The following is a 20,711-nucleotide window of genomic DNA, read 5'->3' as shown; positions in this document are numbered from 1 at the left end:
AAGAAGGCCGCCGCCCTGCCCCGACCGCGGGGCGCGGGCGAACTTGATCCGCCGCAAACACGGCCGCCCGGGCCACGCGCACAGTGGCTGCGCCAACCGCGCCACGGGCGGCTGTCCTGGCTGTCGAAGGTGGTGAAGGCGACCGGCGCCCCCGCCGGCCGTCGCGGCACGACCCGCGCTCGCCGCCCCTGGACGCAGGCAGCGTTGGGCGCCCACCCCGCCGGTGACCGCGGTTGGCCTCGTCGGCCGCTCGTCTCTTGGGTACCGTCGAGCACCCTTGGGCACCCAGGGGCGCCCAACCGATGCCCGGACCTACCCGAGCTCGGGCAGGAACTCGGCGTCCCAGGTCGAGGCCGGGCCTTCGCGTCCGCCGCGCGAGGTTCTTTCGGGCACCAGGGAGCAGGCGGTGCACAGGTCGCCATCGGGCGACAGGGTCCGGCGCGTGATCGAAATCGGGTCGCCACAACGGGCGCACGCGTCGGGACCGGGGTCTTCCAGGCGGGCCATGGCGCTGTCGAGGCGGTCCACTTCTTCGACGATGTCGTCGGCCTGCCCGAGCGGCAGGTTCTCGCGGCAGAGGCGGGCGACGAGGCGTTCGCGCCGCTGGTGCATGAGGGCGCGCAGGTCGGCGTTGATGAGGCGGCGCGCTGGATCGATGGCGGACATGTGGTCTCCTTGAATCGAATCGTTCCCTGGCGCCCACCAGGCAAGCGAGTCTGGCAGACCGGGCGCGGGCAACCTTGACCGCCGTCAAGAATCGGTGGGCGGGGCGGTCGGCGGGGCCAGGGCCTGGGAAGCCATCTCGGTGCGCAGCCACTCGTCCTCACCCAGCGCTTCCTGCGCGCCGCGCAGCGCGGCCAGCGTGCCCTCGTCGGCCTCCGAGGCATCGCCGCGCCGCGCGCGCAGGCGCTCGCGCAGCACCCCGTCGGGCGCCTCGCAGTGCACGATGCGCCAGGGCACGCGCGCGCGCCGCGCCAGCGCGGCGGCGGCCTCGCGCTCGTGGCGGCGCAGGAAGGCCGCGTCCAGGATCACGGGGAAGCCGGCCTCCAGCGCGGTGCGCGCCAGCGCGAACAGCGTGTCGTAGGTGCGCCGCGTGGCCTCCTCGCCATAGATGTCCCGCCCGCTGGCGCGCGAATCGGCGCTGGCCGGCAGACCGAACAGGCGCTTGCGCTCCACGTCCGAGCGCAGCCGGATGGCGCCCTGCGCCTGCAGCAGGCCTTGCGAGACAAAGCTCTTGCCCGAACCGGGCAGGCCGTGCATCAGGGCCAGCCAGGGCGGTGCATGGCGCACCCAGCGCAAGGCGGCTTCGACATAGCGGCGGGCCGACGCCTCGTGGCCCCTGAGGCACTCCACCTGGGCCCGCACCAGCGCGCGGTACACCAGGGCGTGCCGCAAACCCGGCAGGCCGGCGTGCTCGCCGGTGGCGTCCAGCCAGGCATTGAGCAGGCGAAACGCCAGGTCGGCCCGCCCGCGCGCGCGCAGGTCCATCACGGGGAAGGCGATGTCGTCGATGACGTCGATCCAGCGCAGCGCCGGGTCGAACTCGATGCCGTCGAAGGCGCTGACGTCGCCATCGACCACGATGAGATTGGCCAGGTGCAGGTCGCCGTGGCACTCGCGCACGTGGCCGGTGCGCAGGCGCTCGGCCCAGTGCGGCGCGAGCCGCTGCGCCTGCGCGCGCAGCCAGCGCGACAGCAGCGCCGCTTCCTCGGCCGACACCACCGGCGCCGCCCCCGCCAGCGCGGCGGCGGCGAGCGCCGCGCGGTGCGGCGCACCGGCGAAGCCGCTGTTCGCGCGCGCCACCGAGGCCTCCAGGTGAAAGCGCGACAGCAGGGCCGCGCAGGCGTCCACCTCGGCCTCGCCCAGGCGCCGGTCGCGCAGCCGCTCGCCGAACAGCGCGCCCTCGGGAAAGCGGCGCATGCGCACGGCCCAGTCAATCGCGGGCCCGGCGCCACCGATTGCGGGTGCGTCCACGCCGCCGGTGACCGCCACCACGTCCAGGTAGAGCGAGGGCGCGAGCCGGCGGTTGATCCGCAGCTCCTCCTCGCAGCAGCGCCGGCGGGCCGCCAGCGTCGAGTAGTCGAGGAAGGGCAGGCGCAGCGGCTTCTTCAGCTTGTAGGCGCGGTCTCCCGCCAACAGCACCCAGGAGATGTGCGTCTCGATGAGCGACGCGCCCAGGCGCGCGGCCAGGGCATGGGCCAGCGCCGCGCTGCGCGCCAGCGCGTCGGGCGGGCTGGCACCGGCCTCGCTCACTGGATGGCGATCTTGCGCGCGCCTTCGGTGGCCTTCTTGGGCAGCGTCAGCGTGAGCACGCCATCGGCGTAGCGCGCCTCCACCTTGGCCTCGTCGACGTCGCTGGCCAGGCTGAAGGTGCGCGAGATGGAGCCCTGGTAGCGCTCGCTGCGCAGCACCTTGTCGCCGTTGCCCTTGGTTTCCTTCTCGCTGCGCGCCTCGGCGTCGATCTGCACCACGTTGCCATCGATGCGCACGTTGATGTCGTCCTTCTTCACGCCGGGAATGTCGGCCTTGACCTCGTAGGCCTTGTCGTTCTCCGTCACGTCCACGCGCATCTTGAGCAGGGGCGCGGGCTCCATGTCGAAGGTCGCCGGGGAGAAGAAGCGGCGCATGGTGTTCTCGAACGAATCGCTGAACATCGGGTCCAGCAGGCGAAGTTTGCTCATGGTGGTCCTCATCAGGTAATGGAATCGGTTGCGCACGGCAGGGCGCGCTTTCACTGTAGGCCGCGCCCGCGCGGGGCTTGTTGATGTGGCGCAAGCTGCGCGCGGCCGCCCACCGCTCAGGGCACCAGCACCGCCGCCCCCTGCAGCCGCCCTTCGCGCAGCGCCTGCACCGCGGCCTGCGCCTCCTCCAGCGGGAAGGCCTGCACGTGGGTGTGCACGGGCACCTCGCGCAGCAGGTGGAAAAAGGCTTCACCGTCGTCGCGCGTGAGGTTGGCCACCGACCGCAGTTCGCGCTCGCCCCACAGCAGGCGGTAGTCGAAGGCCGGGATGGTGCTCATGTGGATGCCCGCGCACACCACCACGCCGCCCTTGCGCACGGCCGCGAGCGCCGCCGGCACCAGGGCACCGTCGGGCGCGAAGATCAGCGACGCGTCCAGCCCATCCGCGGGCGCCTCGGTGCTCGCGCCCGCCCAGTGCGCGCCCAGGCGGCGCGCGAAGGCCTGCGCCGCCGCATCGCCGGGCCGCGTGAAGGCGTGCACCTGCTGTCCCTGCGCGACCGCGATCTGGCACACGATGTGCGCCGCGGCGCCAAAGCCCCACAGGCCCAGCCGCGCCGGCCGGCGCCCGCCCGCCAGCCGCCAGGCGCGCATCCCGATCAGCCCCGCGCACAGCAGCGGCGCGGCGTGCAGGTCGTCGACGCCCTCGGGCAGAACAAAGCAGAAGCGTTCGTCGGCCACACAGTACTCGGCGTAGCCGCCGTCGCGGTCGTAGCCGGTGAACAGCGGCGCGTCGCACAGGTTCTCGCGCGCCATGGCGCAAAAAGGGCAGGCCCCGCAGCTGCGGCCCAGCCAGCCGACGCCCACGCGCTGACCGGGCGCGAAGTGCCGCGCCTGCGGCCCCAGGCCCACCACCTCGCCCACCACCTCGTGGCCCGGCACGGCCGACGGCTCGCGCCGCGGCAGTTCGCCGTCGATGATGTGCAGGTCGGTGCGGCACACCCCGCAGGCGCGCACGCGCAGGAGCACCTCGCGCGGGCCAGGCACGGGCACGGGCCGGCGCACCGGCACCAGCCGCCGCGTGGCGGCGTCGATGGCCATGGCCCGCATGCTCGAAACGCTCAATGAACAAGCTCCGCGCGGGGTGTGGCGCGCGCCCCGGCGGCGGCGCTTCCCGTCCGGCCCATGCTAGGCGCCCCCGGGCGCGGCGCAAGCCCGATCCGCGCCGCCCTTGACATAGCGCAAGCGCGCGCGGCGGCCGGGGCCGATCATGGCGGCATGCGAACCGACGACCCGCCGCCGACGACGACCGGCCCGCCGCCCATGGACCTGCCGCTCAAGCTGTGGCTCGCCCGGCTGTCCAACGGGCTGTCGCCGGTCGCGCTGGCGCAGGCCCAGGCCGACTGGTGGCTGCACCTCCTGGTGTCGCCCACCCGGCAGGCGCAGCTGTCGGCTAGCGCGCTGCACAAGGCGCAGGCCTGGGCGCACTACCTCTGGCGCGCCGCCCAGGGCCCGTGCGAGAACTGCGTGGCGCCCGCGCCCCAGGACAAGCGCTTCAGCCGGCCCGAGTGGCGGCGCTTTCCCTTCAACGCGCTGGCCCAGGGCTTCCTGCTGCAGGAGCGCTGGTGGGACGAGGCCACGCACGGTGTGCGCGGCGTCTCGCGCCACCACGAGGAGGTGACGGCCTTCGTGGCGCGCCAGTGGCTGGACATGCTGTCGCCGTCCAACTCGCCGCTGACCAACCCGCAAGTGCTGCAGGAAACCCTGCGCACCGGCGGCGCCAACCTCGCCAGCGGCGCGGCGAACTGGGCGCGCGATGCCATGGCCGTGGCCTCGGGCGGCGAAGCGCGCGGGCTGCAGGCCTTCGAGCCCGGCCGGGCGCTCGCGCTCACGCCGGGCCAGGTGGTGATGCGCAACCACCTGATCGAGCTGATCCAGTACACCCCCGCCACGCCCACGGTGTGGCGCGAACCGGTGCTGGTGGTGCCCTCGTGGATCATGAAGTTCTACATCCTCGACCTGACGCCGGACGACTCGCTGGTGCGCTACCTCGTCTCTCAGGGCCACACCGTGTTCATGGTGTCCTGGCGCAACCCGGGCAGCGCGGACGCCGGCCTCGGCATGGACGATTACCTGGACCTCGGCGTGCTGCAGGCGCTGGCGGCGGTGCGGGAGCGCTGCCCCGGCGCGGGCGTGCACGCCATGGGCTACTGCCTGGGCGGCACCCTGCTGTCCATGGCGGCGGCCCTGCTCGGCGCGCGCGGCGACGAGGGCCTGCGCAGCCTGACGCTGCTGGCCGCGCAGGTGGACTTCCAGGAGCCCGGCGAGCTGGGGCTGTTCATCGACGAGAGCCAGATCGCCTTCCTGGAGGACATCATGGCCGAGCGCGGCTACCTGGACGGCCAGCGCATGGCCGGCGCCTTCCAGCTCATCAACTCCAAGGACCTGGTGTGGTCCAAGCTGGTCCACGAGTACCTGATGGGCGCGCACACGCCCGTGACGCCGCTGCGCGCCTGGAACGCGGACGCCACGCGCCTGCCCGCGCGCATGCACAGCGAGTACCTGCGCCGCCTGTACCTGCACAACGACCTGGCCGAAGGCCGCTACCGCGTGCGCGGCGAGCCGGTGGACCTGGACCGCATCCGCGTCCCGCTCTACCTGCTGGCCACCGAGCGCGACCACGTCTCGCCCTGGACATCGGTCTACAAGCTGATGCGCCTGACACACTCGAACGCCCACTTCGTGCTGAGCTCGGGCGGCCACAACGTAGGCATCGTGAGTCCGCCCGAGGGGCCGCTGGCCAGCCCCGAGGCCTCCTACCGCGTGGGCGAGTGGGCGCCGCGCGCGGCGCCGGCCGACCCGCAGGACTGGCTCGCGCACGCGAAGGCCTCGCCGGGTTCCTGGTGGCCGCACTGGCAGCGGTGGCTGGCCGCGCATTCCTCGCGCCGGGTGAAGGCCCGGGCCGTGTCGGGCCTGCGCGTGCGCGGCCGTGCCGTGCCCGCGCCGGGCGCCTATGTGTTCGACCCCGCGGCGGAGGTGGCCGAATGAGCGCCGCTGGGCCGTTCCCAAGGCGCTCAGCCCCGCAGTGCGCCGCACGGAGGGCCGTCCAATGAGCGTGCGCCACCTCGAGCACCTGTTCCAGCCGCGCAGCGTGGCGGTGATCGGCGTCTCGCGCCGGGCCGACGGCGTGGGCGCGCTGGTCTGGCGCAACCTGCGCGAGGGCGGCTTCGCGGGGCCGCTGTGGGCGGTGAACCGCCAGCCCTTCGAACTGGACGGCGGGCCGGTGTTCACCAGCGTGGACGCGCTGCCGCAGGCGCCCGAGCTCGCGGTGATCTGCACGCCGGCGGCCAGCGTGCCCGAGCTGGTGGACCAGCTGGGCCGCCGCGGCACGCGCGCGGCCATCGTGCTCACCGCCGGCCTGCGCGAAGGCCGAACCAGCGACGGCCGCAGCCTGGAACAGGCCATGCTCGACGCCGCCCGGCCCCACCTGCTGCGCGTGCTCGGGCCCAACTGCATCGGCGCCCTGGTGCCGGGGCAGGCGCTCAACGCCAGCTTCGCGCCGGGTCAGGCGCGCGTGGGCGAACTGGCCTTCGTCACGCAGTCGGGCGCGCTGGCCACGGCCATGCTCGACTGGGCCAACGCGCGCGGCGTCGGCTTCTCGCATTTCGTCTCGCTCGGCGACAGCGCCGACGTGGACTTCGGCGACCTGCTCGACTACCTCGGCAGCGACCCGCGCACGCGCGCCATCCTGCTCTACATCGAGTCGGTCAAACAGGCGCGCAAGTTCATGTCGGCCGCGCGCGCGGCCGCGCGCAACAAGCCCGTGGTGCTGGTGAAGTCGGGCCGGCGGCCCGACGGCGCGCGCGCCGCCGCCTCCCACACCGGCGCGCTGGCGGGCTCCGACCCGGTGTTCGACGCCGCCGTGCGGCGCGCCGGCATGCTGCGCGTGGACACGCTGGAGGCCCTGTTCGACGCCGCGCAGACACTGGCGCGCGTGCACCGCTGGCGCGGCCCGCGCCTGGCCGTGCTCACCAACGGCGGCGGCGCCGGCGTGCTCGCGGCCGACACCTTGGGCAGCGGCGAACTCGCCACGCTCTCGCCCGACACCCTGGCGGCGCTGGACGCCGGCCTGCCCGCCAACTGGTCGCGCGGCAACCCGGTGGACATCATTGGCGACGCTCCGCCGCAGCGCTACCTCGACGCGCTGCGGGTGCTGCTCGCCGCGCCCGAGGTGGACGGGCTGCTGTTCATGCACGCGCCCACCGCCATCGCCTCGCCCACCGACATCGCGCAGGCCTGCCTGCCGCTGCTGCGTGGCGCCGACCGGCCGGTGCTGGCCTGCTGGCTCGGCGGCCAGCGCGTGGCCGCCGCGCGCGAGCTGTTCGACGCGCAGGGCGTGGCCTGTTACGACACACCCGAGAACGCCACCGCCGCCTGGCTGCAGCTGCGCGACCACCAGGCCGCGCAGGCCGCGCTGCTGCAGCTGCCCGAGTCGCGCCCCGAGCTGCACTACCCCGACCGCGACGGCGCGCGCGCCCTGGTGGAGGCCGCCCTGGCGGGCGGGCGCGACTGGCTCGACGAACTCGACGCCAAGCGCCTGCTGGGCGCCTACGGCATTCCCTGCGTGGCCACCGAGCGCGTGCCCGACCTGGACGCCGCGCTCGACGCGGCCGGGCGCATCGGCTACCCGGTCGCGCTCAAGATCGTCTCGCCCGAGGTGCTGCACAAGTCCGACGTGGGCGGCGTGGTGCTGGACGTGGCCAACGCCGCGCAGCTGCGCGCCGAGGCACTGGCCATGCGCGAGCGCGTGGCGCTGGCGCGCCCGGACGCCCGCCTCACCGGCTTCACCGTGCAGGCGATGGCGCACCGCCCGCTGGCGGTCGAGACCATCGTCGGCATCGCCAGCGACCCGGTGTTCGGCCCGGTGCTGCTGTTCGGCGAAGGCGGCACGGCGGTGGAGGTGCGGGCCGACCGCGCGATCGCGCTGCCGCCGCTCAACGCCGTGCTGGCGCGCGACCTCATCGGCCGCACGCGCGTGGCCCGCCTGCTGCGCGGCTACCGCTCGCGCCCGCCGGCGAATCTCGACGCCGTCGTCGACGTGCTGCTGCGCCTGAGCCAGCTCGCCAGCGACCTCGCGCCGGTGGCCGAGCTCGACATCAACCCCCTGCTGGTCGACGCCGAGGGCGCGCTGGCGCTGGACGCGCGCGTGCGCGTGCGCCCGGCCGCGCCCACGCGCGACGGCGCGCACCTGGCGCTGCGCCCCTACCCCTCGGGCCTGGAGCGCGTCACCGTCATCGACGGCGAAGCGCTCCAGTTGCGCCCGATCCGGCCGGAGGACGGCGAGCGGCTCGCGCGCTTCTACGCCAGCTGCTCGCCCGAGGAACTGCGCCTGCGCTTCTTCTTCACGCGACGTGAGGTTCCGCCCAGCGAGCTGGCGCGCTACTGCCAGATCGACTACGAGCGCGAGATGTGCTTCATCGCCTTGTCCGGCGACACCCTGTGCGGCGAGGCGCGCGCCGCCTGCGACCCCGACAACGACACCGCCGAGTTCGCGGTGCAGGTGGCGCGGCCCTGGCAGCGCCGTGGCCTGGGCCGCGCGCTGCTGGGGATGCTGATCGATCACCTGCGCGCGCGCGGCACGCGCGAACTGGTGGGCTGGTGCCTCGAAGGCAACCACGGCATGGTGAACCTCGCGCGCGCGATCGGCTTCGGCATGCGCGGCAGCGCCGACGGCACGCTGGAGCTGCGGCTGGCGCTCGGCCCGCCGCCGGCCGCCCCCGCCGAGCAGGCTGCGCCTTGAGCCACTGGGACGTCTTCAATGGCGACGCCGACGGCCTGTGCGCGCTGCAACAGCTGCGGCTGGCGCGACCGCGCGAGTCGCGGCTGGTGACCGGCCTCAAGCGCGAGATCGCGCTGCTGGAGCGCGTGGACGCCGGCCCGGACGACACGGTCACGGTGCTCGACATCTCCCTCGCGCGCAACCGCGCGCCCCTGCTGGCCTTGCTGGCGCGCGGCGTGCGCATCGAGTACTTCGACCACCACCACGCCGGCGACGACCCCCTGCCGCGCCACCCCGCCCTGAAGCTCGTGATCGAGACCGCGCCCACGCGCTGCACCAGCCTCATCGTGCACCGCCACCTGGGGGGGCCGCACGCGGCCTGGGCCGTCACCGGCGCCTTCGGCGACGGCATGGGCGCGAGCGCGCGCGCGCTCGGTCACGCGGCGGGCCTGGACGACCCGCAACTGGCCACGCTGCGCGCGCTCGGCGAAGCCATCAACCACAACGCCTATGGCGAGTCCGAGGCCGACGTGCTGATCGCGCCGGCCGCGCTGCACGGCCTCATGCGGGCGCACGCCGACCCGCTGGATTTCCTGCGGCGCGAGCCCATCGCTCCCGCGCTCATCGAGCGCCGACGCCAGGACCTCGAGCGCGCCGACGCGCTGGCGCCGCGCTGGCGCTTGGCTGCCGGTTCGGTGTACGAGCTGCCCGACGAGGACTGGGCGCGGCGCGTGCAGGGCAGCCTGGCCTACCGCTGCATCGAGCGCGAACCCGAGCGGGCTTGCGCGGTGCTGCGCGCCGCGGGGACCGACGCCTTCATGGTGAACCTGAGGGCCCCCCGGCAACGGCCGCACGCGGACCGGCTGTGCCGGGACTTCGGTGGCGGGGGCCGCGCGGGAGCGGCCGGCATCGACCGCTTGCCGCGCGCGCGCCTGCCGGCGTTTCTGGCGGCGTTCGAACAGACCTTCGGCACCGGCGGGCCCGCCACGGCCCCGCGCCCCTGAGGGCGCGCGGGACCCCCCATGGCGGCACGGACACGCCTTGGCCTGTGCGCGGCGGCGCGGCCCGCGTCGTCTACTTGGCTTCGGCCGCGCGCTTGCCGATCTTGAAGTCGCTGATGGCGATGCCGAGGTCGAAGCCCTCGCCTTTGCCCGCCAGCGCCAGCGACACCTTGCCCTTGGTCAGCACCTGCGCGGTGCCCGCCTTGGCCACGCCGGCGTCGCCGCTGACCGCCAGGTAGCTGCCCAGCACGTCCTCGATCGCGGACACGTGGGTGAATTTGCCCGTGCCATCGGTGATCTTCCATTTCCCCGCGGTCAGGCCGACGCCCTTCGCGTTGATCGTCACCGGCAGGGACGCGCCGTTGTCGCAGCTCACCGTGCCCTCGCCCTCGGCGCTCGAGTACACGGCCGACCACTGCCTGGACGTGAATTTGAGGGTGCAGCTCAGTTCCTTGTCGGCGGCTGCGCTCATGCCCGAAGCCGCCATGAGGGCGGCGGCGAGCAGTGGGGGAATGAACCGGTTCATGACGCCCTCCTGTGTGAGGCAAAAAGACGCCCACATCGGGCGCCTGCACACTGTCGGCGCGGGCGGCGGGGCGTTCATTGATGCCGGTCAAGCTCGCGGTCCGCGCGCACCGCTTCGTGGCGGCGCGCGCATCCTTGACCGCCGTCAAGCACGCGCCCTGTCGACTGGCCGGATAGTGGTCGCCATGAAGCACACATTGCAGGACAAGGTGGACGCGCTGCGGGACCCGGCGAACCATCGCCTGCCGGTCTCGTCCGTCGAGGCCATCGAAACCCATTTCTCGTGGGTGTTCCTGGCCGGCGAGCGCGCCTACAAGATGAAGAAGCCGCTGCACCAGGGCCTGCAGGACTTCTCCACGCTCGAGCGGCGGCGCCACTACTGCCGCGAAGAACTGCGCGTGAACCGGCGCCTGGCGCCCCAGGTCTACCTGGGCCTGGTGCCGCTGGCGGCGGACGAGAACGGCCGCCTGCGCCTGGACGGGCCGGGCGAGCCGGTGGAGTGGCTGGTGGCCATGCGCCGCCTGCCGCCGGGGCCCATGCTGGACCAGCGCCTGCTGCGCGGCGAGGCCAGCGAGGACGACATGCGCCGCATCGCTGAGCAACTGGCCGGCTTCCATCGCTGGCAGCCTCGCCCGCGCCTGGACCCCAACGGCTACCGCCTGCGGCTGTGGCAGCGCCTGGCCGACTGCGAACAACTGCTGGGTCGCCCCGAATGGCGGCTGCCGCGCACGCGCGTGGACGTGGTGCTGGGCGCGCTGCGCGCCTGGCTGGCGTCCAGCACGCCGCTGATCGAGGCGCGGGCCATGGCCGGCTGCGTGCTTGAGGCCCATGGCGACCTGCGGCCGGAGCACATCTGGCTCGGCGACCCGCTGGCGATCATCGACGCCCTGGAGTTCTCCAAGGCGCTGCGCCAGCAGGACGGCGCCGACGAGGTCGGCTTCCTGGCGCTGGAATGCGAACGCGCCGGCGCGCCGGCCCTGGGCGAGGCCTTGTTGCGCCACTACGCGAACGCCAGCGGCGACGAGCCGCCGCGCGCCCTCGTGCACTTCTACCAGGCCCTTCGGGCCTGCGAGCGCGCCGGCCTGGCGATCGCGCACCTGGCCGAGGCGCGCTACCAGGGCGAGGCACGCTGGCGCCGCCGCGCGCGGCAGTACCTGCGCCTGGCGGCGCGCCACCTGCAGGCGGCGCGCCGGCCGGGGCCTGGGCGCGGCCTGCCGCCCCCTTGATCTGGCGCAAACGGCGACGCCGCCACGCCACTACAGTGACCTGGCCATCGCGCACCGGAGCCAGCCGCCCACCGGCCCATGAAAGCGAGCCCCCATGTTCCATGACCGCCTAGACGCCGCCCGCCAGCTCGCTGCCGCGCTGGCCCACCACCGCGGCAGCCACCCGCTGGTGCTCGCCATCCCGCGCGGCGCGGTGCCCATGGCGGCGCACCTGGCCCAGGCCCTCGGCGGCGAGCTCGACATCGTGCTCGTTCGCAAGCTGCCCGCGCCCTATTCCGACGAATTCGCGGTGGGCGCGGTGGACGAATCGGGCTGGGTCTACGTGGCCCCGCACGCCAACCTGGCGGGCGCCGACGCGGACTACCTCGCGCGCGTGCGGCGCGAACAGCTCGCCGAGATCGCCCGCCGCCGCGCCGCCTACACGCCGGGGCGCACCGCCGCGTCGGCGCGCGGGCGCACGGTGATCGTGGTCGACGATGGTCTGGCCACGGGCGCGACCATGCTGGCCGCGCTGCACGCGGTGCGCCAGCGCGCGCCCGCGCACCTGGTGTGCGCCGTGCCCGTGGGTTCCCGCGAGAGCGTGGCCTTGGTGCGCCCGGCGGCCGACGAACTGGTGTGCCTGCTCACGCCCGCCGATTTCCAGGCCGTGGGCCAGTTCTACGCCCACTTTGCGCAGGTGGAGGACGCCGAGGTGGTGCGCGCCCTGCGCGACGCCGCCCCCGCCGCGGGGCCCGAAGGACCCGGGGCGTTGCCATGATGCGGGCGCTGAGCGAGCCCGCGCCACCGCTTGAGGGCGTGCCGCCACGCCGGCGCCTGCGCTGGCTGCTGCTGTGGCTTCTGCTGGCCTTTCAGTTGCCGGCCTTGCTGCTGTTCGGGGTGGCGGCCTGGCTGGCCATGGATCGCGAGCAGGCGGCTCTGGAGCAGCGGCTGATGGCCCGGACCGTGGCCCTGTCGCACCGCGTGAATGCGCGCGTGGTGGCCGTGCAGGACGCGCTGCAGCGGTTGGCCCAGCAACTGCCACCCGACGGCCAGGACCTGCGCGACTTCCAGCGCGCTGCGAGCGCCCTCGCTCGCGACCTGGAGATCGACGCCATCGTGCTGGCGCGTGCCAATGGTCAGTCTTTGGTGCACGTCCCGCTGGCGGTCGGGGCCGAGCCGCCGCGCACCGCGCCGCCTGCCTTCACCGAGGTGGCCCGAACGGGCCGGGCGGGCGTGGTCAACGCCACCACCTGGCCCGCCCGCGAGGGGCCGGTGGTGGGCATCGGCGTGCCGGTGACGCGCGCCGGAGGCGAAACCCTGGCCCTGCAAGCCGTGCTGGAGCTGCCGCGGCTGACCCCGCTGCTGGAGGCCGGTCTGCTGCCGTCGCATTGGCAGGCGGCCATCGTGGACAACGCGGGCCGCTATCTGGCAAACAGCGCTGGCCCCCAAGGCCCGGCCAGCGAACGCGTGGGCGCGGCGCTGCAGGAGCGCCTGGCCCGCGACGGCTTCGGTACCTTGCGCTGGGTCGAACAGGGCGGCCCGCCCATGACGGTGTCCTACTGGACCGCACCGGCCACGCACTGGACGGCGCTGGTGGCGGTGCCGGCTGATGTCATCGACGCGTCCGCCTGGCGCACTTTGCTGACCCTGGGCGTGTCGATGGGACTGCTGATGGCCATCGGGGGAACCGGTGCCTGGCTGGTGCGCCGGCGCCTCACGGCTGCACTGAACGCCATGCGTGCGGCCACCGAGGCCGCCGAAGCGGGCCGCCGCCGGGGCGAGCAGCGCCTAGAGGGCATGCTGCAGGCCGCGCCCATCGCCACCCTGCTGATCGACGAGACGCACCGCGTGCGCTCCTTCAACCCGGCCGCGCGCGCGCTCTTCGGCCACGCGCCGGAACAGATCCTGGGCCGCAGCCTGGAGCCCTTGTTCACCCCGCTGAGCTGGCGGTACTGCCAGGAAGACATCGCGGCGGTGCTGCGCGGCACGGTGCGCGGCCCCGACGGCGTGACCTCGGGGCATTGCGTGCGACTGGGCGGTGACGTCTTTCCGGCCGAGTTTTCGGTGGCCCCGATCCCGCGCGCCGACGGCGAGCGACTGCTGTCGGTGACGGTGCGTGACGTCACCGAGCGCGAGGAGATCCAAGCCTCGCTGCTGGCCGCCCATCACGAGGTGCAGGAGGTGAGCCAGCGCTTCGAGCGCATGCTGCTGCGGGAGATGGACGCCCGCCAGGAGCAGATCGGGCGCGAACTGCACGACGCCGTGGGCTCCGCGGTGGCGGGCGTCTCGATGCTGCTGGAGGCGGCGGCCGCGCGGCGCAACGACCCCGCGCTGGTCGGCGCGCTGCTGGAGAAGTCGCGCGAGCAGGTGCAGGTGGTGGCCGAGCGGCTGCGCCAGCTCTCGCGCGGCATCGTGCCCGCGGGCAGCGAGGCCGGCGCGTTGCACCAGGCCCTGGAGCAGTACCTGCTCGACGCCGCCGCGCTCATGGGCATCGAATGCACGCTGCGCGCGCGCGGCGACTTCAGCGACGTCGGCGCGGAGAACGCGGGCCACGTCTACCGCGTGGTGCAGGAGGCCGTCACCAACGCGGTTCGCCACGGCCAGGCGCGGCGCATCGCCGTGCACCTGGCGCGCGCCGGCGCGCTGTGCGGCCTGACGGTGCGCGACGACGGCAAGGGCTGCGACCTGAGCCTGGTGCACCCCTCGCACCCTGGCATGGGCCTGAAGTCCATGCAGGCGCGCGCGCGGGCGCTGCAGGGGCGGCTGGCGCTGCGCAACCGGCGCAGCGGCGGTTGCGAGGTGGTGCTCCGCTGGTCGGAACCCCCCGAGGAACTTTGATCTTCGTCAGGGGCGCGCGCGACGGGCCGGCATAAGGTGCCGATTTCCGCTCCATCGGGATGGGGTGCTCCATGGACAACACCGTCATCGTCATCGACGACCACGACATCGTTCGCCTCGGCCTGGAGACGCTGATCGCCGACAGCCCCCACCTGCGCCTGCTGGGCAGCGCGGCCAGCCTGCGCGACGGCCTGGCCCTGATCGAACGCCACCAACCCGCGCTGGTGATCACCGACATGGGCACGGGCGACTCCAGCGGCCTGGCCACCGTGCGCGCGGTGCTGGCGGCCCAGGGGCCGCGCGCCACGCTGGTGCTCAGCATGCAGGACGAGATGCTCTACGGCGAGCCGGTGATGGCCCTGGGCGCCAGCGGCTACCTCATGAAGGAGCGCGCCTCCGCCGAGATCGTGCCGGCCGCGCTGGCGGCGCTCAAGGGCGAGCTGTGGATGAGCCCGCGCCTGAACGCGCGGCTGCTCAGCCGCACGCTCAAGCGCCACCGCCCGGACGTCGCGGACGCTGGCGAGTCCTCACTGACGCCGCGCGAGCGCGAGGTGCTGGATCTGGTGCACCAGGGCCAGGCCACGAAGGAGATCGCCAACGCCCTGGGCCTGAGCGCGCGCACGGTCGACATCCACCGCGCCAACATCAAGCGCAAGCTGGGCCTGCGCAGCGCCGCGGCGGTGATCGCCTCCGGCACGCGGCGCACCTGAACGCCCCGGCGCACCAACGGTTTACCGCCTAGGTACAGGTACCTATCAAGGCCAGCGGCCGGCCCCTGAACATGGCATCGCGCGCGCCGGCCAACGCGCAGGTCCCACGGCCGGACCGCTCGCCGGCCCACCCCGACGCCCCCGCCAGGAGCCCCGCATGGAACTTCAATCCGCTGTCCAGCCCATCCACTTCGTCGATTCGTCGATGCCCCTGTCCGCGGCCCTGTCGCCGGCCGCCGCGCCCGGCCACAGCACCTGCGACACCTGCCTGGTGCGGCACGTCTGCCTGCCCTCCTGGGCCGAGCCCGGCGCGCACACACCGCTGGAGCGCACCCCCATCGCCCGGCGCCGCCTGCGCAAGGGCCAGAGCGTGTTCCGCGACGGCGAGCGCTGCGAGTTCATCTACGCGGTGCGCTACGGCTCCTTCAAGTCGGTGGCGAGCCTGCGCGATGGGCGCGAACAGGTCATGTCCTTCCACCTGCCCGGCGAGCTGTTCGGCTTCGACGGCCTGGCCACCGGCAAGCACCCCACCTCGGTGCGCGCCATCGAGGACGCCGAGGTCTGCGTATTGCCCTACGCGGAACTGAGCGAGGCCGCGGGCGAGAGCCGCTCGGTGCTGCACCACCTCACCAGCACGCTGAGCGCCGAGCTGGTGCGCGAGCGCCACGTGGCCGCGCTGATCGCCAGCACGCGCTCCGAGGAGCGCGTGGCGACCTTCCTGCTCAACCTGTCGCAGCGGCTGCACGCGCGCGGCTATTCCGCCAGCGCCTTCCAGCTGCGCATGACGCGCGAAGAAATCGGCAGCTACCTCGGCGCCACGCTGGAGACCGTGAGCCGCTGCCTGTCCTCGCTGGCGCGCCAGGGCTTCGTCACGGTGCGCCGCCGGCAGATCGAAATCATCGACCCCGAGGGCCTGCGCGCGAGCTACGCCGACTCGGTCTAGCCCGCGCCCACGGCCCCGGCGGACCGGCGGCGGCGCCGCACGCGCGCGACTTGATCCGCATCATCCTGCCGCTGGCCCGGCGCTCCAAGATGGGTCCCGTTGCCGCGCCCCGCGGCCCCCACAGGACCCCACCGGAGAAGCCCATGAACATCGCCAGCCTTTGCCAACGCGCCGCCGTGGCCATCGACGCCGACGCCCCCCTCAACGAAGCCGCCCACCGGATGTTCGACGAACACGTCGGCGCCTTGCTCGTGGTCACCGGCGAGAACCCGCCCCAGGTGGTGGGCGTGGTGACCGACCGCGACATCGTGATCGACGCCCTGGCGCGCTCCAGCGCGGCCGGCGTCGATCTGCGCATCGGCCACCTGGCCAAGTCGCCGCCGCTCGCGGTGCGCGGCACGGCCGACGTGCACGAAGCGGCCAGCGCCATGGAGCAGGCCGGCGTGCGCCGGCTGCTGGTGGTCGAGGAGGACGGCGGCGTGGTCGGCGTGCTCTCCATCGACGACCTGTTCGCCGCCGTGGCCGAGGAACTGCGGCTGCTCGCCGGCGCGCTGCGCAAGGGCCTCGCCCACGAACACCAGGACCGCCAGGCACCTTTGCCGCCCCAGGGCCAGCGCCCGGTGTACCCCTACTTCGGCACGGCGGCCACGCACTGAGGCCGGGTCAACATGGACAGCATTCTCGTCGTCCACTATTCGTACACCGGCGTGTCGCGCCGCGCGGCGCAGCTGCTCGCCTCGCACCACGGCTGGCCGCTGGGCCAGGTGGAAGACCTGCACCGGCGCGCCGGCGCCAGCGGCACCTGGCGCTGCGTGCTCGACTCCCTGCTGAGCCGCCGGCCGCGCATCCGCTACGCGGGGCCCCGACCCGAGGACTTCCGCACCGTGGTGCTGGTCGCGCCCATCTGGATGTACCGCCTGGCGGGGCCGATGCGCAGCTTCCTGCACGCACACCGACTGCGCCGCGTGGCCGTGGTCGTGACCATGGGCTCGGCCGGCGCCTCCAACGCCTTCGCCGAGGTCCAGCGGCTCACCGGCAAGCCGCCGGTGGCGACGCTGGCGCTGACCGCGCGCGAGGTGGAAACGGGCAGCGGCACCACGCGCCTGCTCGACATGGGCGAGCGGCTGCGCCCCGGACACACGGCCGCTCGCCTGAGCGCGGCGATGGGCTGAGGTGGTCATGCTGAAGGACAAGACCGCCCTGGTGACCGGCGCCGCCTCGGGCATCGGCCGCGCCATCGCCCTGGCCTATGCGCGCGAGGGCGCTCGCGTGGTGGTGTCGGACACCGACGCCGACGGCGGCCAGGCCACGGTGGCGCAGGTGCGCGAGCGCGGGGGCCAGGCCCTCTTCGTCCCCGCCGACGTCACCAAGCCCCGCGACCACGAGCGCTTGGTGCAGCGCTGCCTCAAACAATTCGGCCGCCTCGACATCGCCTGCAACAACGCGGGCATCGGCGGGGAGCTGGCGCCCACCGCCGACTACCCGCTGGAGGCCTGGGACCGCGTGATCGGCATCAACCTCTCGGGCGTGTTCCTCGGCCTGCGCGCCCAGATCCCGGCCATGCTCAAGGGCGGCGGTGGCGCCATCGTCAACATCGCCTCCATCCTGGGCGCGGTGGGCTTCGCCAACGCGCCCGCCTACACCGCGGCCAAGCACGGCGTGGTGGGGCTCACGCAGGCGGCCGCGCTGGAGTACGGCGCGCAGGGCATACGGCTCAACGCGGTCGGCCCGGGCTTCATCCACACCCCCATGATCGCGCGCCTGGAAGACGACCCGGCCTCGGCCGCGCAGCTCGTGGCGCTGCACCCCATCGGGCGCCTGGGCCGGCCCGAGGAGGTGGCCGAGCTGGTGCTCTGGCTCAGCGGCCCGGCGGCGTCCTTCGTCACGGGCGCCTACTACCCCGTGGACGGCGGTTACCTCGCGCGCTGAGCGCGCGGGGTACCGGCCCACGTCAGCGGGCGCGCTCGCCCAGCGCCCGCAAGCGGGCCTGCCAGCGCGCCACGTCCCGCGCGCCGAACCGCCCCACCCCGCCCACCACCGTGTCGCGCACCGGCGCGAAACCCACGAACCCCAGGATGTTGCGCTTGAGCGCCTTGAGGCTGTGGGCGCGGTAGAACCAGCGGTAGGCCAGCGCGGGCATGCCCATGGTCACCACGACGCGCGCCGAGCGCCCGCCCAGGCCCCGGCGCGTGCCGAGCGCGCTGGTCGCGTCGTAGCGAAACGCGAAGCCGGGCCGCGCCACCTGTTCGAGAAAGCCCTTGAGCAAGGCCGGCATGCCGCCCAGCCAGAGCGGGTACACCAGCACGAGGTGCGTCGCCCAGCGGATGTCTTCCTGCGCCGGCGCCAGCGCGGCCGGCACGGCGCCGCGCTCCCATTCGCCCGGGCTGCGCAGCAAGGGGAAGTCCAGGTCCGCCACGCGGATCTGCCGCACCGCGTGGCCGGCCGAGCGCGCGCCCGCGGCGTAGGCGTCCGCGAGCGCATGGCAGAGGTGGGAGGTCCCGGGCTCGGGGTGGCCCTGGACGATGAGCACGCGGGCGGGTGGCGGGACCATGCGCGCACTGTAGGCCGGGCGCGGCGGCGGGGGCTTGACGGGCGTCAAGGGGCGGGCGCCGGCCCCCACCGTTGCGGAAACAGAAACGCTGCGTTGCCCCCGGGGTGGTTTTTTCGACTAGGGGAAAACCCTAAAGTACACCCATGCCAAACAGAAAACGGCATTGACAGACAAACACCACCAACAGCCACCCATCTTCAAGGAATTGCCATGAAAACCGCTCAAAACCTCGCCCTCTCCATCGCCCTTGCCCTGGGCGCCGGTGCCGCCTTCGCCGAAGGCCCCATCGAAGGCAACGAAGTCTTCAACTTCCAATCCACACTGAGCCGCGCCGAAGTGCAGGCCCAGGCCGTGCAAGCCAACCGGGCCGGCCTGGTCGCCCGTGGCGAGATCGTCCCCGTGCAGGAAACCGTGGCCGACAGCGGCCTGAGCCGTGCGCAGGTCCGCGCCGAGACCATCGAAGCCCGCCGCCTGGGCCTGATCGCCAGCGGCGAGATCCTGCCGGTGGCCACGCCCGCCCAGGTCGAGCAGATCCGCACCGCCGGCCTGCGCGCCGTGGCCGGCGACAAGCTGGTGCAGTCGGGCCAGCCCGCCGTGACCGCCCACTGAGCGGCCAACGCCTCCACGACAACGGCCCTGCGGGGCCGTTTTCTTTTGCGCCCGCGCCGTCCCGCAGAATCCGATCTGCGATACTGGACTTAATTAACTCAATAGAGAATTAAAGCGCGTGAACAAGCCCTCCCCCGTGGCCCCCGAAGAGCGCCTGCGCGACGCCGACCGATCGCAGGCCACCATCCTCAAGGCCGCGCGCGACGAGTTCTCCGAACACGGGCTGGGCGGCGCGCGCATGGACCGCATCGCCGAGCGCGCGGGCCTGAACAAGCGGCTCATCTACTACTACTTCGCAGACAAGGAGCGGCTGTTCCAGGCGGTGCTGGAGCAGACCTACCACCACATCCGCGAAGAAGAGCACAAGCTCAACCTGCTGCACCTCAAGCCCGAAACCGCGCTGCGCCGCCTGGTGGAGTTCACCTGGCACTACTACCTCGAGCACCCCGAGTTCCTCACCCTGCTCAACAGCGCCAACCTGCACAAGGCGCGGCACCTGGCGCAGTCCGAACGGGCGCGCGAACTGAACTCGCCGCTGGTCCTCATGCTGCAGGACATCATCGAGCGCGGCCAGGCCGAGGGCAGCTTTCGCGGCGGCATCGACCCGGTGCAGCTCTACGTGTCGATCGCCGGGCTGGCGTACTTCTACCTGTCGAACAACCACACGCTGTCGGCCATCTTCGGGCGCGACCTGATGGCCCCCAAGGCCCTCAACGAACGGCTCTCGCACATGTGCGACGTGATCCTAGGGTATGTCCTGAGAGGCTGAGCCGGCGGGCGCCTTGACGGCGGGGGGAGCGGTTCCTAGCATTAACCGTTCGGTGAATTAACCCCCAGGAGACATCGCATGACCACCGCCCGGCCTCTGCGCCAGTTGCTCGCCGCCTCCCTGCTCGCCGCCGCCGCCGCCGGCGCCTTCGCCCAATGGAAGCCCGACCGCCCGATCACGCTGATCGTGCCCTGGGCGCCCGGCGGCTCCACCGACCAGGTCACGCGCGTGACCGCGGCCGAGTTGGAGAAGCACCTGGGCCAGAAGATCGTCATCCTGAACCAGCCAGGCGCCTCGGGCTCGGTGGGCACCAAGAACGCGCTGGCCGCGCCGGCCGACGGCTACACCTGGACGGCCGGCGGCGCCAAGGACCTGGGCACCTACAAGGTGCTGGGCATGCTGGACACCTCCATCGCCGACTGGAACCTGTACCTCAATGTGGCGCACATCGCGGTGGTCGGGGTCAACGCGGACACGCCGTACAAGACCATGGACGACCTGCTCAAGGCCATGAAGGCCAACCCGGGCACGGTCTCGGTGGCCACGGCGGGCGTGAACTCCAGCGGCCACTCGGCGATCGAGGCGCTGGCGCGCGCGGCCGGCGTCACCTACAAGCACGTCACCTACGACGGCGGCGCGCCGGCCGCGGTGGCCGCCGCCTCGGGCGAGACGCAGGTGACCACGCAGCTCGCGGCCGAGCAGACCGACATGATCCGCGCCAAGAAGATCCGCCCGCTCGCGGTGGTGGGCGACAAGTCGATCGAAATCGAAGGCTTCGGCACCATTCCGCCGCTGTCGCAGTTCATCCCGGGCTTCAAGGACCCGATCAACTACTTCGGCGTCTTCGTGCCCAAGGCCGCGCCGCCCGAGGTGGCGCAGACGCTCAACCGCCTCTGGACCACCGAGATGAGCAAGAGCGAGGCGCTGAAGAAGTACGCGCAGTCGCGCGGCGCCATGTTCGCGCCGATGGCGGGCGAGGAAGCGCAGAAGGCCGTGTTCCCCGCGGTCCAGGCCTATGCCTGGACGCAGCAGGCCGCCGGCAAGGCCAAGGTGTCGCCCGACACCGTGGGCATCCCCAAGCCCTGACGCACCGCGGGGTCCCAC

General features: G+C 73.4%; 20 protein-coding genes. 14 read left to right on the top strand and 6 right to left on the bottom strand.

From position 1 onward, the window contains the following. Positions 1 to 312 precede the first annotated feature (312 nt). From JNX00_RS03685 to JNX00_RS03670, 4 genes are all read right to left on the bottom strand, one after another. Positions 313 to 666 (bottom strand): hypothetical protein, encoded by a 354-nt coding sequence (locus tag JNX00_RS03685; RefSeq protein WP_204744113.1) that lies wholly within the window; start codon positions 664 to 666, stop codon positions 313 to 315. Positions 667 to 750: 84 nt separating this feature from the next. Beyond that, the gene (locus JNX00_RS03680; protein WP_070401091.1) at positions 751 to 2,253 is read right to left on the bottom strand and encodes a bifunctional aminoglycoside phosphotransferase/ATP-binding protein; all 1,503 of its coding nucleotides are present in this window, start codon (positions 2,251 to 2,253) and stop codon (positions 751 to 753) included. Continuing rightward, positions 2,250 to 2,681, bottom strand: coding sequence for an Hsp20/alpha crystallin family protein (locus JNX00_RS03675; RefSeq protein ID WP_204744112.1), 432 nt, complete (start codon positions 2,679 to 2,681; stop codon positions 2,250 to 2,252). The genes JNX00_RS03680 and JNX00_RS03675 overlap by 4 nt, the downstream gene beginning before the upstream one ends. A gap of 116 nt (positions 2,682 to 2,797) precedes the next feature. Beyond that, positions 2,798 to 3,787 carry a zinc-dependent alcohol dehydrogenase family protein gene (locus JNX00_RS03670; protein WP_204744992.1) on the bottom strand — a complete coding sequence of 330 codons (990 nt, stop codon included), beginning with the start codon at positions 3,785 to 3,787 and terminating at the stop codon, positions 2,798 to 2,800. A 168-nt stretch (positions 3,788 to 3,955) separates the two neighbouring features. On the opposite strand from JNX00_RS03670, the gene JNX00_RS03665 reads away from it, so the two are divergent. The 3 genes from JNX00_RS03665 (at position 3,956) to JNX00_RS03655 (ending at position 9,460) form a co-directional block, all read left to right on the top strand. Continuing rightward, positions 3,956 to 5,725, top strand: a complete 1,770-nt coding sequence (locus JNX00_RS03665; protein ID WP_204744111.1) for an alpha/beta fold hydrolase — start codon at positions 3,956 to 3,958, stop codon at positions 5,723 to 5,725. A 61-nt stretch (positions 5,726 to 5,786) separates the two neighbouring features. Beyond that, positions 5,787 to 8,477, top strand: coding sequence for a bifunctional acetate--CoA ligase family protein/GNAT family N-acetyltransferase (locus JNX00_RS03660; RefSeq protein ID WP_204744110.1), 2,691 nt, complete (start codon positions 5,787 to 5,789; stop codon positions 8,475 to 8,477). Continuing rightward, positions 8,474 to 9,460 carry a hypothetical protein gene (locus tag JNX00_RS03655; RefSeq protein WP_070401096.1) on the top strand — a complete coding sequence of 329 codons (987 nt, stop codon included), beginning with the start codon at positions 8,474 to 8,476 and terminating at the stop codon, positions 9,458 to 9,460. Before JNX00_RS03660 ends, JNX00_RS03655 begins: the two co-directional genes overlap by 4 nt. A gap of 70 nt (positions 9,461 to 9,530) precedes the next feature. On the opposite strand, the gene JNX00_RS03650 is transcribed toward JNX00_RS03655, so the two are convergent. Next, positions 9,531 to 9,983 (bottom strand): hypothetical protein, encoded by a 453-nt coding sequence (locus JNX00_RS03650; protein ID WP_204744109.1) that lies wholly within the window; start codon positions 9,981 to 9,983, stop codon positions 9,531 to 9,533. Positions 9,984 to 10,167: 184 nt separating this feature from the next. On the opposite strand from JNX00_RS03650, the gene JNX00_RS03645 reads away from it, so the two are divergent. The 8 genes from JNX00_RS03645 to JNX00_RS03610 all read left to right on the top strand — a co-directional run bounded on the left by JNX00_RS03645 (position 10,168) and on the right by JNX00_RS03610 (position 17,607). Beyond that, entirely contained in the window at positions 10,168 to 11,208 is a 1,041-nt protein-coding gene (locus JNX00_RS03645) for a hypothetical protein (protein ID WP_204744108.1), read from the top strand. Positions 11,209 to 11,302: 94 nt separating this feature from the next. Continuing rightward, the gene (locus JNX00_RS03640; RefSeq protein ID WP_070401098.1) at positions 11,303 to 11,965 is read left to right on the top strand and encodes a phosphoribosyltransferase family protein; all 663 of its coding nucleotides are present in this window, start codon (positions 11,303 to 11,305) and stop codon (positions 11,963 to 11,965) included. Continuing rightward, entirely contained in the window at positions 11,962 to 14,025 is a 2,064-nt protein-coding gene (locus JNX00_RS03635; RefSeq protein WP_204744107.1) for a PAS domain S-box protein, read from the top strand. The genes JNX00_RS03640 and JNX00_RS03635 overlap by 4 nt, the downstream gene beginning before the upstream one ends. A 71-nt stretch (positions 14,026 to 14,096) precedes the next feature. After that, positions 14,097 to 14,735, top strand: a complete 639-nt coding sequence (locus tag JNX00_RS03630) for a response regulator transcription factor (protein ID WP_204744106.1) — start codon at positions 14,097 to 14,099, stop codon at positions 14,733 to 14,735. A 157-nt stretch (positions 14,736 to 14,892) separates the two neighbouring features. Then, positions 14,893 to 15,678 carry a helix-turn-helix domain-containing protein gene (locus JNX00_RS03625; RefSeq protein ID WP_204744105.1) on the top strand — a complete coding sequence of 262 codons (786 nt, stop codon included), beginning with the start codon at positions 14,893 to 14,895 and terminating at the stop codon, positions 15,676 to 15,678. 143 nt (positions 15,679 to 15,821) lie between these two features. Next, positions 15,822 to 16,334 carry a CBS domain-containing protein gene (locus JNX00_RS03620; RefSeq protein ID WP_070400831.1) on the top strand — a complete coding sequence of 171 codons (513 nt, stop codon included), beginning with the start codon at positions 15,822 to 15,824 and terminating at the stop codon, positions 16,332 to 16,334. A 12-nt stretch (positions 16,335 to 16,346) separates the two neighbouring features. Next, a complete protein-coding gene (locus tag JNX00_RS03615) occupies positions 16,347 to 16,850 on the top strand; it encodes a flavodoxin (protein WP_070400830.1) in 504 nt (167 codons plus the stop codon). Positions 16,851 to 16,857: 7 nt separating this feature from the next. Then, the gene (locus JNX00_RS03610) at positions 16,858 to 17,607 is read left to right on the top strand and encodes a glucose 1-dehydrogenase (protein ID WP_204744104.1); all 750 of its coding nucleotides are present in this window, start codon (positions 16,858 to 16,860) and stop codon (positions 17,605 to 17,607) included. A gap of 22 nt (positions 17,608 to 17,629) precedes the next feature. Here the strand turns inward: JNX00_RS03610 and JNX00_RS03605 are convergent, their stop codons facing one another. Continuing rightward, positions 17,630 to 18,229, bottom strand: coding sequence for an NAD(P)H-dependent oxidoreductase (locus JNX00_RS03605; RefSeq protein WP_070400836.1), 600 nt, complete (start codon positions 18,227 to 18,229; stop codon positions 17,630 to 17,632). A gap of 210 nt (positions 18,230 to 18,439) precedes the next feature. Between JNX00_RS03605 and JNX00_RS03600 the strand changes: the two genes are divergently transcribed. The 3 genes from JNX00_RS03600 to JNX00_RS03590 all read left to right on the top strand — a co-directional run bounded on the left by JNX00_RS03600 (position 18,440) and on the right by JNX00_RS03590 (position 20,693). After that, positions 18,440 to 18,838 (top strand): DUF4148 domain-containing protein, encoded by a 399-nt coding sequence (locus JNX00_RS03600; RefSeq protein ID WP_070400828.1) that lies wholly within the window; start codon positions 18,440 to 18,442, stop codon positions 18,836 to 18,838. 118 nt (positions 18,839 to 18,956) lie between these two features. Further along, positions 18,957 to 19,607 (top strand): TetR/AcrR family transcriptional regulator, encoded by a 651-nt coding sequence (locus tag JNX00_RS03595; protein ID WP_070400827.1) that lies wholly within the window; start codon positions 18,957 to 18,959, stop codon positions 19,605 to 19,607. Between the two features lie 78 nt (positions 19,608 to 19,685). Then, a complete protein-coding gene (locus JNX00_RS03590) occupies positions 19,686 to 20,693 on the top strand; it encodes a tripartite tricarboxylate transporter substrate binding protein (RefSeq protein ID WP_204744103.1) in 1,008 nt (335 codons plus the stop codon). Positions 20,694 to 20,711 lie beyond the last annotated feature (18 nt).

The organism is Hydrogenophaga sp. YM1 (assembly GCF_016903055.1).
Taxonomy (GTDB): Bacteria; Pseudomonadota; Gammaproteobacteria; order Burkholderiales; family Burkholderiaceae_C; genus Hydrogenophaga; species Hydrogenophaga borbori.
This window is presented reverse-complemented; position numbering and strand designations above follow the sequence as displayed.